Here is a 17745-nt window from a genome sequence, read left to right as displayed (position 1 = left end):
CCCATCTGCGATGCCGAAGCAGCTTGCGCCTCGACGGCCCTGCCGCCAACGACCTGACGCATCACGGGATCGAGGGCCAAGCGGTCGGCATCGTTCACATCCTCGTATCCGGCCAGTCGTCCGAACACCGATTGCCGGAACAATCCGTCAAGCCGATGGAGCGTGTTCTTCCCGGTGCGGCTGTCTCGCAGCGCCTCCGACGCCAGATTGGACAGGCCGAGCACGTCATCAAGCTCGCGCATCACCAGCAGGCCACCGTCTGAACTGATCTGCGCACCACGGAACTCCAGACGCACACGGCGGTCGAAATCAACCCGATCTCCCCGCGCCAAGCCCGCACCCTCCAGGTGATCCATGAAACGCGCCCCTCGCAGCCGTCAACGCCATGATTTATATGCGAAATATCACGATTACGACAGCGAAATCAGCGACTTACTTGGAGAATGTGGGATAGCCTGCGTTCTCAGGCATTTGAAGAGCGGAAGTGAATTAGTTTCCCTTGCTGACTTGGTGTCGTTGAATACAATAGCGTTATGGAGAGTGATGTAGAATCCTTTTTTGCGCTGGCCGAAGCACTTGGTATCGGGCTCCTGATCGGCATTGAACGGGAACAGAATGCACAGGCCGGCGACAAGGCCGCGTCTGCCGGGGTGCGCAGCTTCTCCCTGGCCGCGCTCATCGGCGCGCTCAGCATGATGGCGGGCGGTGTGCCGCTGCTGGCGGTGGCGGTCATTGCGGTGGCCGTGACGCGCTTGGTGTCGGTGGCGCAGCGGGGCGATCCGACGACCGGACTGACCACCAGCTTCGCGCTGGTCGCGGTGGTTCTGCTGGGTGCGATGGCCACGGTCACCGCCATGCTGGCGGCGGCAGTCGCGCTGGTCATCGCCTCGCTGCTGGCCGCGCGCGAGGTTTTGCACGGGTTCAGCCGCCAGATCCTGACTCCGCCCGAGTTGCGCGACGGGCTGATCCTGGGTGTCTCGGCGCTGGTGATCCTGCCGGTGCTGCCGAATGTCGATATCGGGCCCGGCGGTGCGCTGAACCCGCGCAACCTGTTCTTGATGGTAGTTCTGGTCATGCTGATCGGGGCGGCCGGTCATGTCGCAACGCGCGTCGTGGGCGTGCGCCTGGGCCTGCCGGTCAGCGGGTTCCTGTCGGGTTTCGTGTCCAGCCTTGCCACCATCGCCACCCTGGGCAAGCGGGCGGGCGAAAAGCCCGAGGACGCAACCAGCGCCGCGACGGGCGCGACGCTGTCCTCGGTGTCTTCGCTGGCCCAGAACGGGATCATCCTTGCCGCACTTAGCCCCGCGATGCTGGGCACCGGAATACCCCTCCTGGTCGGTATGGGCCTGATGGCGGCAGGCATCGGCGCGCTGATGTTCTTCCGCACCCTTGGCGGTGAGTTGAAGCCAGCCAAGATGGAGCTGCCGAACCGGGTTTTCTCGGTCTGGGGCGCGGTCAGGTTCGCGGCCATCGTCGCGACGGTCATGGTTTTCTCGGCGACGCTGAACGACATCTTCGGCAATGCCGCCATCCTGGTGACCATCGTGCTTGCGGGTCTCGTCAGCACCAACTCCGCGGTCGTGGCCCTTGGATCGCTGGTGGCAGCAGGGCAGATTCCGGCCATCGACGGCACCTTGCCGCTGGCGGCCGCCCTGACGGCCAACACACTGGTCCGCATATGGGTGGCGCGGAGCAGCGCGGATAAGTCCTTCCAGCGGGCAGTGATCTGGGGGCTGGTCGCGCAATTGGTTGCACTCTGGGCAGCCTGGTGGATCGGCGGTGTCGTTTGGGACTGGCTTGTCGATACCGCCGAGGAGCTGGTCGAATAGGGTCTGCTCAGAAACTGCCCAGCATCGTCCCCAGCACGATGACAACCACCAGCGACAGGATCGGCCCCAGCACGGCGACGACGAAGATGTCGCCGTAAGCTTCGCGGTGGGTCAGCCCGCAGATGGTCAGAAGCGAGATCACCGCCCCGTTATGGGGTAACGCATCCAGACCGCCGGTCGCAATCGTGGTGACGCGGTGCAGAAGCTCGGGCGAGATGCCCGCAGCGGCACCGGAGGCAAGATAGGTCTCACCCATGGTCTGCAGCGCGATGCCCATGCCGCCGGACGCCGAGCCCGTGATTCCGGCCAGCACACTGACCGAGATCGCGAGCGAAATCAGTGGGTTCCCCGGTGCCATCCCCAGCATCGCATCGCGGATCACCTCGAATGCGGGCAGGCCCGCGATGACCGCCCCGAACCCCACGAGGGCGGCCGTGTTGAAGATCGGCAGGACCGAGGCATTGGCACCCTCCGACAATGTCTTGCCCGGCGCGGCCAGCCGCCGCCGGTTCAGCGCCCAGGTGGCCAGGATCGACAGCGACAGCGCCGCGATGATCGCCCACATGCCCTGCACCGAGGACAGCGTCGTGGGGCCAAAGGGCGGTTCGGCCAGATAGGCGGTGTCAAGCGCGGGGAGGACAAGGTTCAGCATGACGAGATTCAGCGCCACGACCAGCACGATCGGAAGGGCGGCGATGCCAAAGCCCGGCAGGTCCGATTGCGCCATGCCATGGGCCTCACTTCGGTCGAGGGGCGACAGTTCCAGCGTGTCGAAGCCCTCGCCCTGGGCGCGCTCGCGGATCTCGCGGCGCAGGGTCGAACCGCCCTCGGGCAGGGCCGCGGCCGGCGCGTCATAGCCTTCCCCCGCCCGTCGCAAACTGCGTTCACGCCAGCTCAGCCAGGCCTGGCCCACCCCCAGCATGACGGCGCCCGCAATGAGGCCGATACCGGGTGCCGCGAAGGGTGTGGTGCCGAAGAACGGCATCGGAATCAGGTTCTGGATCGCGGGTGTACCCGGAAGGGCGGTCATGGTGAAGGTGAAGGCACCCAGCCCAATCGTCGCCGGGATCAGACGGCGCGACACGCCCGCCTCGCGAAACAGCGCGGCGGCCACGGGAAAGACCGCGAAGGCCACCACGAACAGCGACACACCGCCATAGGTCAGGATCGCGCAGGCCAGAACGATCGAGAGGATCGCGCGTTCGCGCCCCAGCCAGCCGGTGGTAGCCCGCGCGATGGACGTGGCTGACCCGCTCGCCTCCATCATCTTCCCGAAGACCGCACCCAGCAGGAACAGCGGGAAGAGCAGCACGATGAAATTGCCCGCGGCCTGCATGAAGATCTGCGTCAGCGTGGCCAGCAGCGGTTGCCCGGACAATCCCGCCGCCAGCAGCGCCAGAACAGGCGCCAGAACCAGTACGCTGATCCCGCGATAGGCAAGCCAGATCAGGAGACCGAGGACGGCGACGACGATGGCGGCATCAAGCATGGTGGAGGTTCCTTGTTCAGCAATAGGTCGCGGCAAGATCGAGCGATGACCGTTTGCCCAGATCGCCGCCATGGGCCGCGAGCCAGGTGTCCGCTGCGCGCCAGCCGATGCCGTGCAGGCGGATCAGGAACCGCCATTCGGTGTTCATCTTGCTGTGCGAGCCCTTGCCGGCCATCTGGGCATCGTCGTGGATGCGGTGCACGCGCAGCTTTTCCACCTGACGGAACAGGGTTTGACTGTATCGGGCGGGAGGCGCGCGGTCGAGTTCCAGCTGCTGGCGCAGGATCGCCACGCTGCGCATCTGGCTGACGAGGTTGGTGTTGAAGGTGATCTCGTTCAGCCGCCCGACGATGTCGCCGGGTGTCTTCGGCACCTCTTCGCGCCGCGACGGGTTGACGGTGACCAGCATCAGATCGTTGGCGGGACTTTCCTCGATCAGGGGCAGGATCGACGGGTTGGCGGTATAGCCGCCGTCCCAATAGGCGTCCTCGCCGATCTCGACCGCCTGAAACAGCATCGGCAGGCAGGCCGAGGCCATCAGCGCATCCGCGCTGAGGTCATCATTGCGGAACAGCCGCGTCCTGCCGCTGCGCACATCGGTGGCCGAGACGAAGAGCCGCGGCGCCGCAGGATCGGTCAGCGCGGCAAAATCGATCTGATCCTCGAGCAGCCGCCGGAGCGGGTTCACGTTGAGCGGGTTGAACTGGTAGGGCGACATCATCGCCTTGGATGCAGCGAGGAAGGGTTTCGCCCAGGTCGCCGGTGACCAGGGCGCGAAGAATCCGCCGAAGAGATCGGAGGGGACGATCCCGCCCGTCGCCGCCCGGCTGACACCCTTCCAGAAGGCCCAGAGCGCCCGCTGCGCGCCCGCGCGCCCGCCGGTCGCCAGCCCGTGCGCCAGGACGGCTGCGTTCATCGCCCCGGCGCTGGCGCCGCTGACGCCGGCGATGTCGATCCTCGCGTCTTCCAGCAAACGTTCGAGCACGCCCCAGGTAAAGGCGCCATGGGCGCCTCCGCCCTGCAGGGCGAGATCGATGCGGATTTTCTTTTTGGGCAATGGGTCACATCCTGACAGCTCGGCAAATATTCGTCTGCCTATGACAGTTTCGGCCCGACCAGGCAATCGCTGCGCTGATGCGCCAGAAGCAATTGGCCGTCGCTGCCCTGGATCAGGGCCTTAAGCCCGGTGCGCGCGGTGCGCCCGAACGCAGCGAGGTCGGGAGAAAACTCTTTCTCGACGGCCATCATCGCCGCGAGGATGCCGCCGCTGCGAAGGATGAGGTCGAACTGTGCGGGAACCTCGACACCGGTTCCGGCCAGTTCCGCCAGGATGCGTTCGACATGGGAACGAATCCGATCCTCGGCATTCCCGTGATCGTTTTCCTGGGCGTCTTCCAGTGCATGGACGATGAACACATGTGCGCTACGCTGTTGCCGAACAGACTGACCCGCTCGACAATGCCGAGCGCCACCCCACCGGAGTCAGTTATGGATGCGCGAACGTCCGAAGTTAAGCCTTTGATGGCCCCGACGCGGTTTTGCCCTCGGCAGATAGTGGCGGTGTCTGACCCGCAGTGAACCACCAATTCGTCCCCAGTCTGAACATTCACACCAGGATCTATGTCCGCTGTGATTATACGCAGTTGAAAACTAAACTGAACATCGAATAGGCTTGGTTGCTTGAGCCGGTTTACACCCTTGTCCCAGCGCTTACGCCATGGCTGGCCAGACTGCTGTCGGATAAAGTCGGCACCCATTAGATCGTCTCCATTACGGGGCTGAATAACTTGGCTCTTCCGTTCCGCACTTCCTTCAACATGCCTTTGGCGGCCAGCGTGGCTAGTCGATTGTTCCATGCGGTCGTCCCGATATTGTCGTCTGGCCGGAGCTTAGCCAACTCTGGTGCCGAAATCGGATGATGCCGTCCAATGATCTGGATAGTGCTCATCTGTCCAGAGTCCAGCTCCCCGAGAATACGCGGATTGGTAGCATGACTTTCAGAGTCTAGGCTGCATGCCCAAATTGCGTCGTTACGCCCCCGAAGATAAGTCGCAAGCTCTTCCTCAATGGTAGCATTGGCATTGGCTACAACCGGATAGATCATGCCAGAGGCGTTGCGGCAGAAGTCACGAAATCCCATAACGGCTTCTCGAAGAAACGACCCGGTTGCGATATCCACATTCGCGAAATCGAGGAAGGCCACCGTCGGCTCCGACATGGGGCTCGTCTTTTCGATCATCTGCGCAAGCATTTGCCTCCCCATTGCGCTTCCAGCCAAGGTTGCGCTTCCAGCAGGGTCGATCAGCATCTGGTATCGAATCATCTCACCATCCTCACGCATGACAGTGAGATATGTGATTGGGCCGACCTTGTCAAGCGATGCGCTTGTTGCGTGCTCCATAATGTCTCGTGTCGCTGTTGATGAAGTCGGTTCGCAGACCCTCCGATTTTCCGCCGTGCGCCGCCGTGTCCCGCACATCGCCAAATACCTGTTGAGTCGAGCAAAAATCCGGTTCTCTTAATCGATCCCGAACCGGGGTACGACTGAGGCGTCCCCGTACAATGGGGACAGCATGGCGGCAGATCACCGGAATTCCGAGGCTAGGTCACGCGGTGCGCGCATGCTGCGCACCGCGCTCGGCGCGTCGATCGCTCGGCTTCTCGAGGACCCTGGTGTCGTCGAGGTGATGCTGAACCCCGACGGTCGGATTTGGGTCGACCGTCTGTCTCAAGGGCTGGCCGATACGGGGGAGCGGCTCTCTGCCGCCGATGGTGAACGCATCGTTCGCCTGGTGGCCCATCATGTCGGCGCAGAAGTCCATGCGCGGAGCCCCAGGGTGTCGGCTGAGCTTCCCGAAACGGGGGAGCGGTTTGAAGGTCTTTTGCCACCTGTTGTTGCCGCCCCTGCCTTTGCCATCCGGAAACCCGCGGTCGCGGTCTTCACGCTCGGCGATTACGTGACCGCTGGGATCATGACCGATCACCAGGCCGATCTCCTCCGTGGCGCGGTGACCGCGCGGGCCAACATCCTCGTGGCGGGCGGCACATCGACGGGCAAGACCACGCTGACCAACGCTCTCCTGGCCGAGGTTGCGAAGACCTCGGATCGCGTGGTCATCATCGAGGATACCCGCGAGCTGCAATGCGCCGCGCCCAACCTGGTCGCGCTGCGTACCAAGGATGGTGTTGCGACCCTCTCTGATCTGGTCCGGTCCTCGCTGCGCCTGCGCCCGGACCTCATTCCCGTGGGCGAAGTGCGCGGGGCGGAGGCCCTTGATCTTCTGAAAGCCTGGGGCACCGGCCATCCCGGGGGGGTCGGGACGATCCACGCCGGGAGCGCCATCGGCGCGCTGCGCCGCCTTGAGCAACTCATCCAGGAAGCTGTCATCACCGTCCCCCGCGCGCTGATCGCCGAGACGATCGATCTGGTCGCCGTTCTCGCAGGGCGCGGCTCTGCGCGTCGGCTGGTCGAACTGGCCCGCGTCGACGGGCTCGGCGCTGACGGCGACTACAGCATCACCCCCGCAACCACCCCGAAAGGACACCCCGAATGATCCGCCACGCCCGTGCCCTGCAACGTCGTGCCTCGACCGTCGTGACCGCCGCCTATGTCAGCGTTCTGCTGGCCCCCGCGGCCCATGCCTCTGGCTCCTCCATGCCTTGGGAGGCGCCACTCCAGGCCATCCTCCAGTCGATCGAGGGCCCCGTCGCCAAGATCGTCGCCGTGATCATCATCATCGCCACCGGCCTCACGCTGGCCTTCGGCGACACCTCCGGCGGGTTCCGTCGCCTGATCCAGATCGTCTTCGGCCTGTCGATCGCCTTTGCGGCCTCGAGCTTCTTCCTCTCCTTCTTCTCCTTCGGCGGCGGGGCGCTGCTCTGATGGCGGGAAGCTTCGAGAGCCTCGATGCCGTTCCCGGCTTTTCCGTGCCGGTCCACCGGGCGCTGACCGAGCAGATCCTGCTGGGCGGCGCGCCGCGCTCCATCGCGATCCTGAACGGGACGCTGGCCGGGGCAATTGGCCTCGGCCTGCGCCTCTGGCTGGTCGGCATCCTCATCTGGGCCGTGGGGCATCTTCTGGCCGTCTGGGCCGCGAAGCGCGACCCGCTCTTCGTCGAAGTCGGTCGCAGGCATCTGCGTCTTCCTGCCTTCCTCGCGGTGTGAGGGCGCGCCCATGATGAACCTCGCCGAATATCGCAACCGCAATACCCGTCTCGCGGATTACCTGCCCTGGGCGGCGCTGGTCGCGCCCGGGATCGTTCTGAACAAGGACGGAAGCTTTCAGCGGACGGCAAGGTTCCGCGGGCCGGACCTAGACTCCGCGGTCGCGGCCGAACTGGTCGCGGTCGCGGGGCGCATCAACAACGCCTTTCGACGTCTGGGCTCCGGCTGGGCAATATTCGTCGAGGCGCAGCGGTCCGAGGCCGCGACCTATCCCGATAGCCGGTTTCCCGATCCGGCCTCGGCGCTTCTCGATGCCGAACGCAAGGCGGCTTTCGAAGAGGCGGGCGCGCATTTCGTGTCAGGCTATTTCCTGACCTTCCTCTGGCTGCCGCCCGCCGAGGACGCCGCCCGTGCCGAGACTTGGCTTTATGAGGGCCGTGAGCAATCCGGGGTCAATGCCTGGGAACTGCTGCGGGGCTTCGCCGACCGGACCGATCGCGTGCTGTCCCTTCTGGACGGATTCATGCCCGAATGCCGCTGGCTCGATGATGCCGAGACGCTGACCTATCTGCATTCGACGGTTTCGACCAACCGCCAGCGCCTGCGCGTGCCCGAGGTGCCGATGCATCTCGATGCGCTCTTGGCCGATCAGCCGCTGACTGCGGGCCTCGAGCCCTGCCTCGGCGATCAGCATCTGCGCATCCTGACGCTCACCGGTTTTCCCAGTGCGACCACGCCCGGGCTTCTCGATGAGATGAACCGGCTGGCCTTTCCCTATCGCTGGTCCACCCGCGCGATCCTTCTGGACAAGACGGATGCGGTGCGCCTGCTCACCCGTATCCGCCGCCAGTGGTTCGCCAAGCGCAAGTCGGTCGCCGCGATCCTGAAGGAGGTAATGACCAACGAGCAGTCCGCGCTGGTCGACACCGATGCGGCGAACAAGGCGCTCGATGCCGACATGGCCCTGCAGGAGCTCGGCGCCGATGTCGCGGGCATGGCGTATGTCACGGCCACGATCACGGTCTGGGACCGCGATCCGCGCGCCGCCGATGAAAAGCTCCGGCTGGTCGAGAAGATCGTGCAGGGCCGGGATTTCACGGCCATGCCCGAGACCGTCAATGCGGTCGATTCCTGGCTCGGTTCCCTGCCGGGACATGCCTACGCCAATGTCCGCCAGCCCCCGATCTCGACCCTGAACCTCGCCCACATGATCCCGCTCTCGGCGGTCTGGGCGGGGCCGGACCGGAACGACCACCTCGACGCGCCGCCCTTGCTCTTCGGCAAGACCGAAGGGGCGACCCCGTTCCGCCTGTCGCTGCATATTGGTGATGTCGGACATACCCTTGTGATCGGGCCGACGGGTGCCGGGAAATCCGTGCTCCTGGCGCTGATCGCGCTCCAGTTCCGGCGCTATGCGCAGAGCCAGATCTTCGCCTTTGATTTCGGCGGGTCGATCCGGGTCGCGGCGCTCGCCATGTGCGGCGACTGGCATGATCTGGGCGGCGCGCTGACGGATGGCGGCGAGGAGGCGGTCTATCTCCAGCCGCTGGCCCGGATCGACGATCCCGGCGAACGTGCCTGGGCTGCGGGCTGGATCGCGGCGATCCTCGCCCGTGAAGGCGTCACCATCACCCCCGAGGTGAAGGAGCATCTCTGGACCGCGCTGTCCTCGCTCGCTTCGGCCCCGATCGGCGAGCGCACGATCACGGGTCTTGCTGTGCTGCTCCAGTCGACCGACCTGAAACAGGCGCTTCGGCCCTATTGCCTCGGCGGACCCTATGGGCGGCTGCTTGACGCCGAGATCGAGGAGCTGGGCGAAGCCTCCGTTCAGGCCTTCGAGATCGAGGGGCTGGTCGGGACCGGCGCCGCCCCGGCGGTGCTGTCCTACCTCTTCCACCGGATCGGGGATCGTCTCGACGGTCGGCCGACGCTGCTGATCATCGATGAAGGATGGCTGGCCCTTGATGATGAGGGCTTTGCCGGCCAGCTCCGCGAATGGCTGAAGACGCTGCGCAAGAAGAATGCCTCCGTCATCTTCGCCACCCAGTCCCTGAGCGACATCGACGGCAGCGCCATTGCGCCCGCGATCATCGAGAGCTGTCCGACCCGGCTTCTTCTGCCGAACGAGCGGGCGATCGAGCCGCAGATCACGGCCATCTATCGCCGCTTCGGCCTGAATGACCGCCAGATCGAGATCCTCGCGCGGGCCACGCCCAAGCGCGACTACTATTGCCAGTCCCGACGCGGCAACCGCCTGTTCGAGCTTGGGCTATCCGAGGTCGGCCTTGCGCTCTGCGCGGCCTCCTCGAAATCCGATCAGGCCGCCGTCGACCGGCTTCTGGCCGAACATGGCCGGACAGGCTTTCTCGCCGCCTGGCTGCGCCACCGCGGCGCGGACTGGGCGACGGACCTGCTCCCCGATCTTCCCAACCTCACTCCCGGACCCGAGGCCAAGCCGCCACAGGGCCCGGACCACCCCCCAGCAGAGGAGACCTGACCATGACCCGCACCCCCATCGGCCGTTTCGCCGGCGCCTCGATGCTCGCCCTGGCGCTTGCTGCGCCCGTGGCCCTGTCGCCGATCCTTGCGAGCCCGGCCCATGCCTTTTTCGGCTTCGGTCGCATCGTCTATGACCCGAGCAACTATGCCCAGAACGTGCTGACCGCCGCGCGCACGCTCGAGCAGATCAACAACCAGATCCAGCAGCTTCAGAACGAGGCACAGATGCTGATCAACCAGGCCCGCAATCTGGCGAGCCTGCCCTATTCGTCTCTGCAGCAACTTCAGCAGAATGTCGGGCGGACGCAGCAGTTGCTGCAACAGGCCCAGAGCATCGCCTTCGACGTTGGCCAGATCGACCAGGCGTTTCAGCAGCGCTACGGCAATGTCGCGCTATCCGCGACCGACGCACAGCTCGTCGCGGATGCAAGGGCCCGCTGGGAAACCACCGTCGGCAGTCTGCAGGACGCTCTGCGCGTTCAGGCGGGCGTCGTCGGCAACATCGACACCAATCGCGCCGAAATGTCCGCGCTGGTGGGCCAGAGCCAGAACGCCACCGGTGCGCTGCAGGCGACGCAGGCGGGCAACCAGCTTCTGGCCCTGCAATCGCAACAGCTGTCGGACATGATCGCGCTTCTGTCGGCCAATGGCCGGGCCGAAGCGCTGATCGAGGCCGAGCGCGCCACCGCCGCCGAGCAGGGGCGTGTCCAGCGCGAGCGCTTCCTCACGCCGAGCGCGGGCTACCAGCCCGGCAATGCCCGGATGTTCAGCACCAACTGAAACGCGGGGAAGGGGGCCTTTATGGAAGGCAAGGTGCTGGCCCGGATCGGTGCGGTGGTCTTTGTGGCCATCGCCATCACCGCAACGGTGATCGACATGACGCGGCAGGAAGAACCGCCACCCGTGTCCTCACTTCCTGCCCTTCAGCCCCCAACCGATCCTCTGCGCGCCACGCTGCGCCGGTGCCAGCAACTCGGCGAGGCGGCCAGCAACGAGGTGGAATGCCTGTCGGCCTGGGCGCAGTCGCGGGACCGGTTTCTGGGCCACCCGACGACGCCCGCCGCACCCCAAGGGAATGAGGGACAGTGAACCATGGGCGGCACCGGCGTCATCGACAACTTCCTCGGCATCTTCACCAGCTACATCGATAGCGGCTTCGGTCTCCTCGGGGGCGAGGTCGCCTTTATCGCCACCACGCTCATCGTGATCGATGTGACGCTGGCCGCCCTGTTCTGGACCTGGGGCGCGGACGACGACATCATCGCCCGCCTCGTCAAGAAGACGATCTTCGTCGGCATCTTCGCCTACCTGATCTCCAACTGGAACATGCTCGCCCGGATCGTGTTCGAGAGCTTCTCGGGCCTCGGCCTTCTCGCCTCCGGCACCGGGTTCTCTGCCGCCGATCTCTTGCGCCCGGGCCGCGTCGCTCAGACCGGTCTCGATGCCGGGCGTCCGCTCCTCGAGGCCATCTCGGACCTCATGGGCTTTGTCGCCTTCTTCGAGAACTTCATCCAGATCGCCTGCCTGATGTTCGCCTGGGTCCTGGTGCTCCTGGCCTTCTTCATCCTGGCCGTGCAGCTCTTCGTGACGCTGATCGAGTTCAAGCTGACGACCCTTGCGGGTTTCGTGCTCATCCCCTTCGGCCTCTTCGGCAAGACCGCATTCATGGCCGAGCGCGTGCTGGGCAATGTCGTCTCGTCGGGCATCAAGGTGCTGGTGCTGGCCGTCATCATTGGCATCGGCTCGACGCTCTTCTCACAGTTCACCTCGGGGTTCGGAGGGGCGACGCCCACGATCGACGACGCCATGGCGATCGTGCTGGCGGCGCTGTCACTTCTGGGGCTCGGCATCTTTGGCCCCGGCATCGCCTCCGGCCTCGTCTCGGGTGGGCCGCAACTCGGCGCGGGCGCGGCCGTAGGAACCGGCCTTGCCGCAGGCGGCGCGATGATCGCGGGCGGTGCCGCAGCCGGTCTTGCCGCACGGGGCGGCGGCGCGGCGCTCGCCGGGGGTGTCGCAACCGTTCGTGGCGGCGCGGCCGCCGCAGGCGGAGCATCGACGGCCTATAGTCTTGCCTCCATGGGCCAATCCGGAGCGGGCGGTGTCGCCGCGGGTCTGGGCGGCGTGGCCCGCGCGGCGGGTGCGGTCGCGGTCTCTCCGCTGAAACGCGCGACCGCCCGGGCTGCTGACAGTGTCGGCTCCGGCTTCGCCGCAGGCGCGCGGGGTGGGTTCGGAGCGACCGGAGGATCGTCGTCGATGGGGACCGTTGCCGGGACACCGGAGGCCGCCGCTCCTGCGGCCAGCGCGGCCGGTGCTGTTCCCGCCTGGGCGCAGCGGATGCAGCGCAAGCAGGCCCTCAGCCAGGGCACCACGATGGCGGCCCATGCCATTCGTTCCGGCGACGGTCAGGGCGCCGGATCCACCATCAATCTTTCTGAGAGCAATCGCTGATGAACATCTTCAAGAGACCCAGCCCCCATTACGGGAAATCCCCGGAGCCCGAGACCCCCTATCAGAAGGCCGCCCAGGTTTGGGACGAGCGGATCGGTTCCGCCCGCGTTCAGGCCAGGAACTGGCGGTACATGGCCTTCGGCTGCCTGATCCTCGCAGGCGGCTTCGCCTCGGCGCTGGTCTGGCAATCCGCGCGTGGCACCGTCGTGCCCTGGGTGGTGCAGGTCGACAATCTGGGGCAGGCGCAGACCGTGGCCCCGGCGGCAGAAAACTACAGGCCCACCGATCCCCAGATCGCCTGGCATCTTGGCCGGTTCATCGAACAGGTGCGTGCCATTCCTGCCGATCCGATCATCGTGCGGCAGAACTGGCTGCGGGCCTATGACTGGACGACGGACCGCGGAGCTGCAGCCCTCAACGACTATGCCCGCGCCAATGACCCCTTCAGCCGCGTCGGCCGGCAGCAGGTCTCCGTCGAGGTCTCCAGCGTCATCCGCGCCTCCCCGGACAGCTTCCGCGTGGCCTGGATCGAGCGGCATTTCGAGAACGGCCAATTGGCCACGACCGAGCGCTGGACGGCGATCCTGACCATCGTGGTCCAGACCCCGCGCACGGCCGAGCGGCTGCGGGTCAATCCGCTGGGCATCTACGTCAACGCCATCAACTGGTCACGGGAGATGAGCCAATGACCGTTCCCACAATCTGCATGTCTTGGCCTTCGGCGCTGCGCACGCCCGCGATTGCGGCTTTGCTGGCAGCAACCGCCCTTGCAGGCTGCGCATCGCGTCCAAATCCGCAGTTCAGCTATGATGCCGATGTCCCGCCCTTGCCGACGGTTCCTGCGGCGGTCACGGATGATCGACCGCGCCCCTTGCATGTGCCCCCGGCCTGGACGGTCGCGCGGGGCGGACCGGAGGCCGGAACGCCCGCCGGTCGCGTGGAAAACGCCAATGCCGCCGCGCGTGTCGAGCCGCGCCGCGAGGGGTACTACAACGCCATCCAGATCTATCCCTGGTCCGATGGTGCCCTCTATCAGGTCTATGCCGCGCCCGGTCAGATCACCAACATCGCCCTCGAACCAGGAGAGAGCCTGACCGGCGCCGGGCCGATCGCAGCGGGTGATACCGCGCGCTGGATCATCGGCGACACCGAAAGCGGGAGCGGTATGAGCCGCCGCGTCCATATCCTCGTCAAGCCGACCCGCCCGGACATCTCGACGAACCTCGTCATCACCACCGACCGGCGGACCTACATGATCGAGCTTCGGGCTGAGGAAGCACTCTACATGCCTGCCGTGGCCTGGGCCTATCCCGCACCCCCACCGGGGCAGCGCCACGCCGTACCGGCCGCGCCCCAGATTCCGGTCGAGGCGGCGCGGAACTACCGCTACGGGTTGACCGGGGGCAGCCCGCCCTGGCGGCCGATCTCGGTCTTCGATGACGGCCGGCGGGTCTATGTCGTCTTCCCGCGGGGCATCGTGCAGGGCGAAATGCCGCCGCTCTTCGTCATCGGGTCGGATGGCGAGACACAGATCGTCAACAGCCGCATCCACCAGAATGTCCTGATCGTGGATCGACTCTTCGGCGTCGCGGAACTGCGCCTCGGCAGTGGTGAGCGCCAGCAGGTCGTTCGCATCCTGCGGATCGAGCCGCAGCAAGCTGAGGTGCGCCCAGCTGCGACCGGGGAGGCCCCAACATGACCGACAACACCAACGCGACTGTCGAGCCCATGCGCCTGCGTGCGGAACCGCCGCGCGTGACGCGCCTGTCACGCAAGGTTCTGGCGGGTGTCGGCGCTGTGGCGCTCGTCGGCATCGGGGGGGCGCTGATCTATGCGCTGCAGACACGCGATCCGGGGCCGAGCGGCGAAGAGCTCTATTCGATCGACAACCGCCCCACCGCCGACGGGCTGACCGGCCTGCCGCGCGATTACACCGGCCCGCTCCTCGGGCCGCCGCTTCCCGGCGATCTCGGCGGGCCGATCCTCGATGCCCAGAACCGGGGGCAGCCCATTGCTCCCTCTGCGATGGCGATGCCTGCCGTCGATCCTGACGAAGAGCGCCGCCGCGCCGAGGAGGAGGCCGCGCGCCTGAGCTCGGTCTTCTTCCAGTCTGGCCCAAGGCCGAGTGCGGGTCCGGGGACCGCTCCCGGTCTTGCGGACTTCGGTCTCGCCGGGCTTCCGGGTCAGGTGCCCGCGCAGGACAGCCAGACTGCGTTCTTGACCGGCCCGACCGACCGGCAGGTCGTCGCGCTGGACCGCGTCATGGCACCGGCGTCGCCCTACATCCTGCAGACGGGGGCGGTGATCCCCGCCGCGCTGATCACGGGCATAAGGTCCGATCTTCCGGGTCAGATCACCGCCCAGGTCACCGAAAACGTCTACGACAGCCCGACCGGAAGCCTGCTTCTGATCCCGCAGGGCACACGCCTGATCGGGGCATACGATGCGGGCGTGACCTTTGGCCAGCGCCGCGTCCTGCTGGTCTGGAACCGCCTCATCCTGCCCAACGGCCGCTCCATTGTGCTGGAACGGCAGCCCGGTGCGGATGCTTCAGGTTTCGCGGGCCTAGAGGACGGCGTCGATTACCACTGGGCGGAGCTGTTGCAGGCGGCGGGCCTTTCCACGCTGCTCGCCGTCGGGGCGGAGCATGCCGCCGATGAAGAGGATCGCCTGATCCAGGCCCTGCGCGACGGGGCGCAGGACACGATCAATCAGGCCGGACAGGCGATCGTCCAGCGCCAGTTGCAGGTCGCGCCGACGCTGACCATCCGGCCGGGCTTTCCGGTCCGGGTGATCGTCACCCGCGACCTCGTCCTCGAGCCTTACAGGAACTGACCATGACCAAGCTGAAACTCGGCCCCCTCGTCGACGACAGGCCCGTGAAGGTGAGTGTTGAACTGCCCGGGCCGCTGCATCGCGATCTTCTCGCCTATGCCGAGGTTCTGGCCGGGGAAACCGGCCAGCCGGTCTCGGATCCGGTCAAGCTGATCGTGCCGATGCTTGAGCGATTCATGGCCACGGACCGAGGCTTTGCCCGGTCCCGCAAACCCCGATCATGATCCAGCCGGTGGATTGCGCCGCCCGGTCGCCGCGATCATCTCCATCAGCGTGTCGATGACGTCCCGTGTCGCGTCCCATTTGGCGGCCGGATCCATCGCCTGGTTTTCGAGGTTGAGGCTGACCGCGCCGTGCACCGTCGACCAGAACATCAATCCCTGACGCCGCAGATCCGCGCCCGGCAGATAGCCGTGGTCCTGCGACTCCCGCAGGCCGTTCAGCAGCAGCGCCAGAACCCGGCGGCCGTTCTCGCTCGACCAGGGATCGTCCCCGACCCCGAGCTTCGGGGGCGGGGAGAACATCAGCCGGTAAAGGGTCGGATTGTGGAGGGCGAAGCGCGCATAGGCGTAACTGCCCTCGCGGAGATAGCCGAAGGGATCTGACCGCATGCGCTCGGAAACCGCAGCCTTCACCTCGTAGAGGCGGTTGAAGCCTTCATCCCGCATGGCGATGAGCAGCGCGCACTTGTTGCGGAAATGACCGTAGAGCGCAGGCGCCGTGCATCCGACGGCTAGTGCGACCTCTGTCAGCGGCACATCGAAATCGCCCCTTTGCGCGACCAGCCTGATGGTCTCCTCGACCGCACGGCGGCCGATGTCGAGTTCCTGCGCCTTCCGGGGGCGGGCCATCGAAGTCCCCGCAACTTTGCGTGATTACTGAATGACGTTTATTTTTTTCGTTGACGCTCCGGATGTCAAGCGGCAGCATCCATAAATGAACGACGTTAACTTTTAAGGGGTGCGGCGGTGATGGGGACAGACCGAGTCGAGCTGCGCCAAATGGTAGACGGTTCCCTGCTGGACCCGCAGGATAATGGGATCACCCTCATGGCGCGTCGTCTTGTCGCCGGCCGCGGCTCTGGATGAGCCGACATGGCTGGGGACCGGGACAGTCAAGGCCGTTCTGGTAACACCGCCCAGCCGCGGCTTGTCCCTACGGGCGGGGGAAGGGCACCCGTCAGGCTCCGGCAACTCAGGTACTTTCTTGCCGCCGCCGATTACGGGAGCTTCCGCAAGGCGGCCGCAGCCCTGTCCATTCAGGAATCCTCGATCAGCCGGCGCATCCGGGATCTCGAGGATGAACTTGGTGCCTCTCTGTTCCAACGATCGCACGGCGGCGTCCGTCTGACTGTCGCAGGGCAGGAGTTCATGCCGAGCGCCCGCCACGCGCTCCGCCAGATCGACATCGGAGTGACGCGCGTTGCCGCGGTCGGCCGGGCGGAGGAAGGGGTCCTGAAGGTCGGCATCTTCTCCTCGCTTGCATCCGGTTTCTTGTTCGACCTGCTGGGTGCCTTTGGAAAACAGCACCCCAAGGTCCGGGTCCATCTGGTCGACGGCGACCCGGCCGAACATGTCGCGGCCGTGTGCAACCTCGAACTAGACGCCGCCTTCGTCACCGGGGCAGGTCCCCGGGACGGATGCGAAACCGAGCAACTCTGGTTCGAACGGGTCTTTGTCGTCCTGCCCGAAGGTCACCCCCTCGCAGCGAAGGCCTACCTGGCGTGGTCGGACATCGCCCGTGAGCCCTTCATTGTCAGTGACGCCCCACCGGGCCCCGAGATTCACGACTACCTCGTCGCGCATCTTTCCGACCTCGGGCGCCATCCCGATATCCAGTTCCAGAAGGTCGGCCGTGACAACCTATTGTCGCTGGTGGCCCTTGGGCGAGGCCTGACCCTGACGAGCGAGGCAACCATCGGCGCGCAGTTCCGGGGCATTGTATATCGAGTGCTCGCTGGAGAGGTCCTGCCGTTCAGCGTGGTTTGGTCGGCACGCAACGACAACCCGGCGAGCCGTCGGCTGCTGAGCATGGCGCGTTCAATGGCGAAGCGCGCCCCATCAAGTTAGAGTGCTCCCTGAGGTTTCTTCTCAGCTAGCCTGGACGCAGTAGAACAAGAGCTTGAAGGAGCGTCGCTCCCCGATCAGTCGCTGTTCCAAGCTTGCCATATGTGGCCATAATGGACAAAATAGCACTCCCGTAACGTGCTGTTGTAAGCCGGTATGGCTTTCGTGAGCGATTCAAAGGGTAGCTAAATTGTCCCGAAAGGACGCTGTCATGCGAACTATGTCCGCTAGAGAGGCCAAGAATGCATTCGGGTTACTGATCGACACTGCACGCGCTGAGCCGGTGATGATCGAGAAGCACGGCAGGGGGGTAGTCGTGGTGGTGGCGGTAGAAGAATATGAGCGGCTTGCCGAACAAGCGCTGCGGTCGGGCAAGAGCAATCAAAAGCCCACGCGAGATGAGCAGGAGGGCTAA

General features: G+C 65.6%; 20 protein-coding genes. 14 read left to right on the top strand and 6 right to left on the bottom strand.

The window, feature by feature from the left end:
• Positions 1–356 (bottom strand): transposase (locus AQY21_RS14340; RefSeq protein ID WP_203416509.1); only part of this gene is annotated, 356 nt, incomplete at its 3' end.
• 177 nt (positions 357–533) lie between these two features.
• Between AQY21_RS14340 and AQY21_RS14335 the strand changes: the two genes are divergently transcribed.
• On the top strand, positions 534–1829 hold the full coding sequence (locus AQY21_RS14335; protein ID WP_058098313.1) for a DUF4010 domain-containing protein: 1296 nt from the start codon (positions 534–536) through the stop codon (positions 1827–1829).
• 7 nt (positions 1830–1836) lie between these two features.
• On the opposite strand, the gene AQY21_RS14330 is transcribed toward AQY21_RS14335, so the two are convergent.
• The 4 genes from AQY21_RS14330 to AQY21_RS14315 all read right to left on the bottom strand — a co-directional run bounded on the left by AQY21_RS14330 (position 1837) and on the right by AQY21_RS14315 (position 5641).
• The gene (locus tag AQY21_RS14330) at positions 1837–3318 is read right to left on the bottom strand and encodes a GntP family permease (RefSeq protein WP_058098312.1); all 1482 of its coding nucleotides are present in this window, start codon (positions 3316–3318) and stop codon (positions 1837–1839) included.
• 16 nt (positions 3319–3334) lie between these two features.
• Entirely contained in the window at positions 3335–4375 is a 1041-nt protein-coding gene (locus AQY21_RS14325) for a patatin-like phospholipase family protein (protein WP_029032388.1), read from the bottom strand.
• Positions 4376–4413: 38 nt separating this feature from the next.
• Entirely contained in the window at positions 4414–4734 is a 321-nt protein-coding gene (locus AQY21_RS14320; RefSeq protein WP_029032387.1) for a hypothetical protein, read from the bottom strand.
• Between the two features lie 340 nt (positions 4735–5074).
• Positions 5075–5641, bottom strand: coding sequence for a hypothetical protein (locus AQY21_RS14315; protein WP_058098311.1), 567 nt, complete (start codon positions 5639–5641; stop codon positions 5075–5077).
• A 250-nt stretch (positions 5642–5891) separates the two neighbouring features.
• Here AQY21_RS14315 and trbB point away from each other — a divergent pair, with 250 nt between their 5' ends.
• The 11 genes from trbB to AQY21_RS14260 are packed head-to-tail and all read left to right on the top strand — an operon-like array spanning position 5892 to position 15488.
• On the top strand, positions 5892–6872 hold the full coding sequence (gene trbB, locus AQY21_RS14310) for a P-type conjugative transfer ATPase TrbB (protein WP_058098310.1): 981 nt from the start codon (positions 5892–5894) through the stop codon (positions 6870–6872).
• Positions 6869–7201: a TrbC/VirB2 family protein gene (locus AQY21_RS14305; protein WP_058098309.1), complete on the top strand. Its 333-nt coding sequence runs from the start codon at positions 6869–6871 to the stop codon at positions 7199–7201. Before trbB ends, AQY21_RS14305 begins: the two co-directional genes overlap by 4 nt.
• Positions 7201–7482, top strand: coding sequence for a VirB3 family type IV secretion system protein (locus AQY21_RS14300; RefSeq protein ID WP_058098308.1), 282 nt, complete (start codon positions 7201–7203; stop codon positions 7480–7482). Before AQY21_RS14305 ends, AQY21_RS14300 begins: the two co-directional genes overlap by 1 nt.
• A 10-nt stretch (positions 7483–7492) precedes the next feature.
• Positions 7493–9979 (top strand): conjugal transfer protein TrbE, encoded by a 2487-nt coding sequence (gene trbE, locus AQY21_RS14295; protein WP_058098307.1) that lies wholly within the window; start codon positions 7493–7495, stop codon positions 9977–9979.
• 2 nt (positions 9980–9981) lie between these two features.
• Positions 9982–10761 (top strand): P-type conjugative transfer protein TrbJ, encoded by a 780-nt coding sequence (gene trbJ / locus AQY21_RS14290; RefSeq protein WP_058098306.1) that lies wholly within the window; start codon positions 9982–9984, stop codon positions 10759–10761.
• A gap of 21 nt (positions 10762–10782) precedes the next feature.
• Positions 10783–11070 carry a putative entry exclusion protein TrbK-alt gene (gene trbK-alt / locus AQY21_RS14285; RefSeq protein ID WP_058098305.1) on the top strand — a complete coding sequence of 96 codons (288 nt, stop codon included), beginning with the start codon at positions 10783–10785 and terminating at the stop codon, positions 11068–11070.
• 3 nt (positions 11071–11073) lie between these two features.
• Positions 11074–12429, top strand: coding sequence for a P-type conjugative transfer protein TrbL (trbL, locus tag AQY21_RS14280; protein ID WP_058098304.1), 1356 nt, complete (start codon positions 11074–11076; stop codon positions 12427–12429).
• Positions 12429–13118, top strand: coding sequence for a conjugal transfer protein TrbF (trbF, locus tag AQY21_RS14275; protein ID WP_058098303.1), 690 nt, complete (start codon positions 12429–12431; stop codon positions 13116–13118). Before trbL ends, trbF begins: the two co-directional genes overlap by 1 nt.
• 17 nt (positions 13119–13135) lie before the next feature.
• Positions 13136–14128, top strand: coding sequence for a P-type conjugative transfer protein TrbG (gene trbG, locus AQY21_RS14270; RefSeq protein ID WP_058098302.1), 993 nt, complete (start codon positions 13136–13138; stop codon positions 14126–14128).
• Entirely contained in the window at positions 14125–15264 is a 1140-nt protein-coding gene (locus AQY21_RS14265; RefSeq protein ID WP_058098301.1) for a TrbI/VirB10 family protein, read from the top strand. The genes trbG and AQY21_RS14265 overlap by 4 nt, the downstream gene beginning before the upstream one ends.
• A 2-nt stretch (positions 15265–15266) precedes the next feature.
• A complete protein-coding gene (locus tag AQY21_RS14260; protein WP_058098300.1) occupies positions 15267–15488 on the top strand; it encodes a DUF2274 domain-containing protein in 222 nt (73 codons plus the stop codon).
• Here the strand turns inward: AQY21_RS14260 and AQY21_RS14255 are convergent.
• Entirely contained in the window at positions 15483–16115 is a 633-nt protein-coding gene (locus AQY21_RS14255) for a TetR/AcrR family transcriptional regulator (protein ID WP_058098299.1), read from the bottom strand. The genes AQY21_RS14260 and AQY21_RS14255 overlap by 6 nt on opposite strands.
• 243 nt (positions 16116–16358) lie before the next feature.
• Here AQY21_RS14255 and AQY21_RS14250 point away from each other — a divergent pair, with 243 nt between their 5' ends.
• Together AQY21_RS14250 and AQY21_RS14245 are read left to right on the top strand one after the other, a co-directional pair.
• Positions 16359–17333 (top strand): LysR family transcriptional regulator, encoded by a 975-nt coding sequence (locus tag AQY21_RS14250; RefSeq protein WP_058098298.1) that lies wholly within the window; start codon positions 16359–16361, stop codon positions 17331–17333.
• A 208-nt stretch (positions 17334–17541) separates the two neighbouring features.
• Positions 17542–17745 (top strand): type II toxin-antitoxin system prevent-host-death family antitoxin, encoded by a 204-nt coding sequence (locus tag AQY21_RS14245; RefSeq protein ID WP_058098297.1) that lies wholly within the window; start codon positions 17542–17544, stop codon positions 17743–17745.

The sequence above is a fragment of the Paracoccus sp. MKU1 genome (assembly GCF_001447385.1).
In the GTDB taxonomy this organism is placed as follows: domain Bacteria; phylum Pseudomonadota; class Alphaproteobacteria; order Rhodobacterales; family Rhodobacteraceae; genus Paracoccus.
Note: the sequence above shows the minus strand (reverse complement) of the source record. Positions and strands in the feature narration are given on the sequence as shown.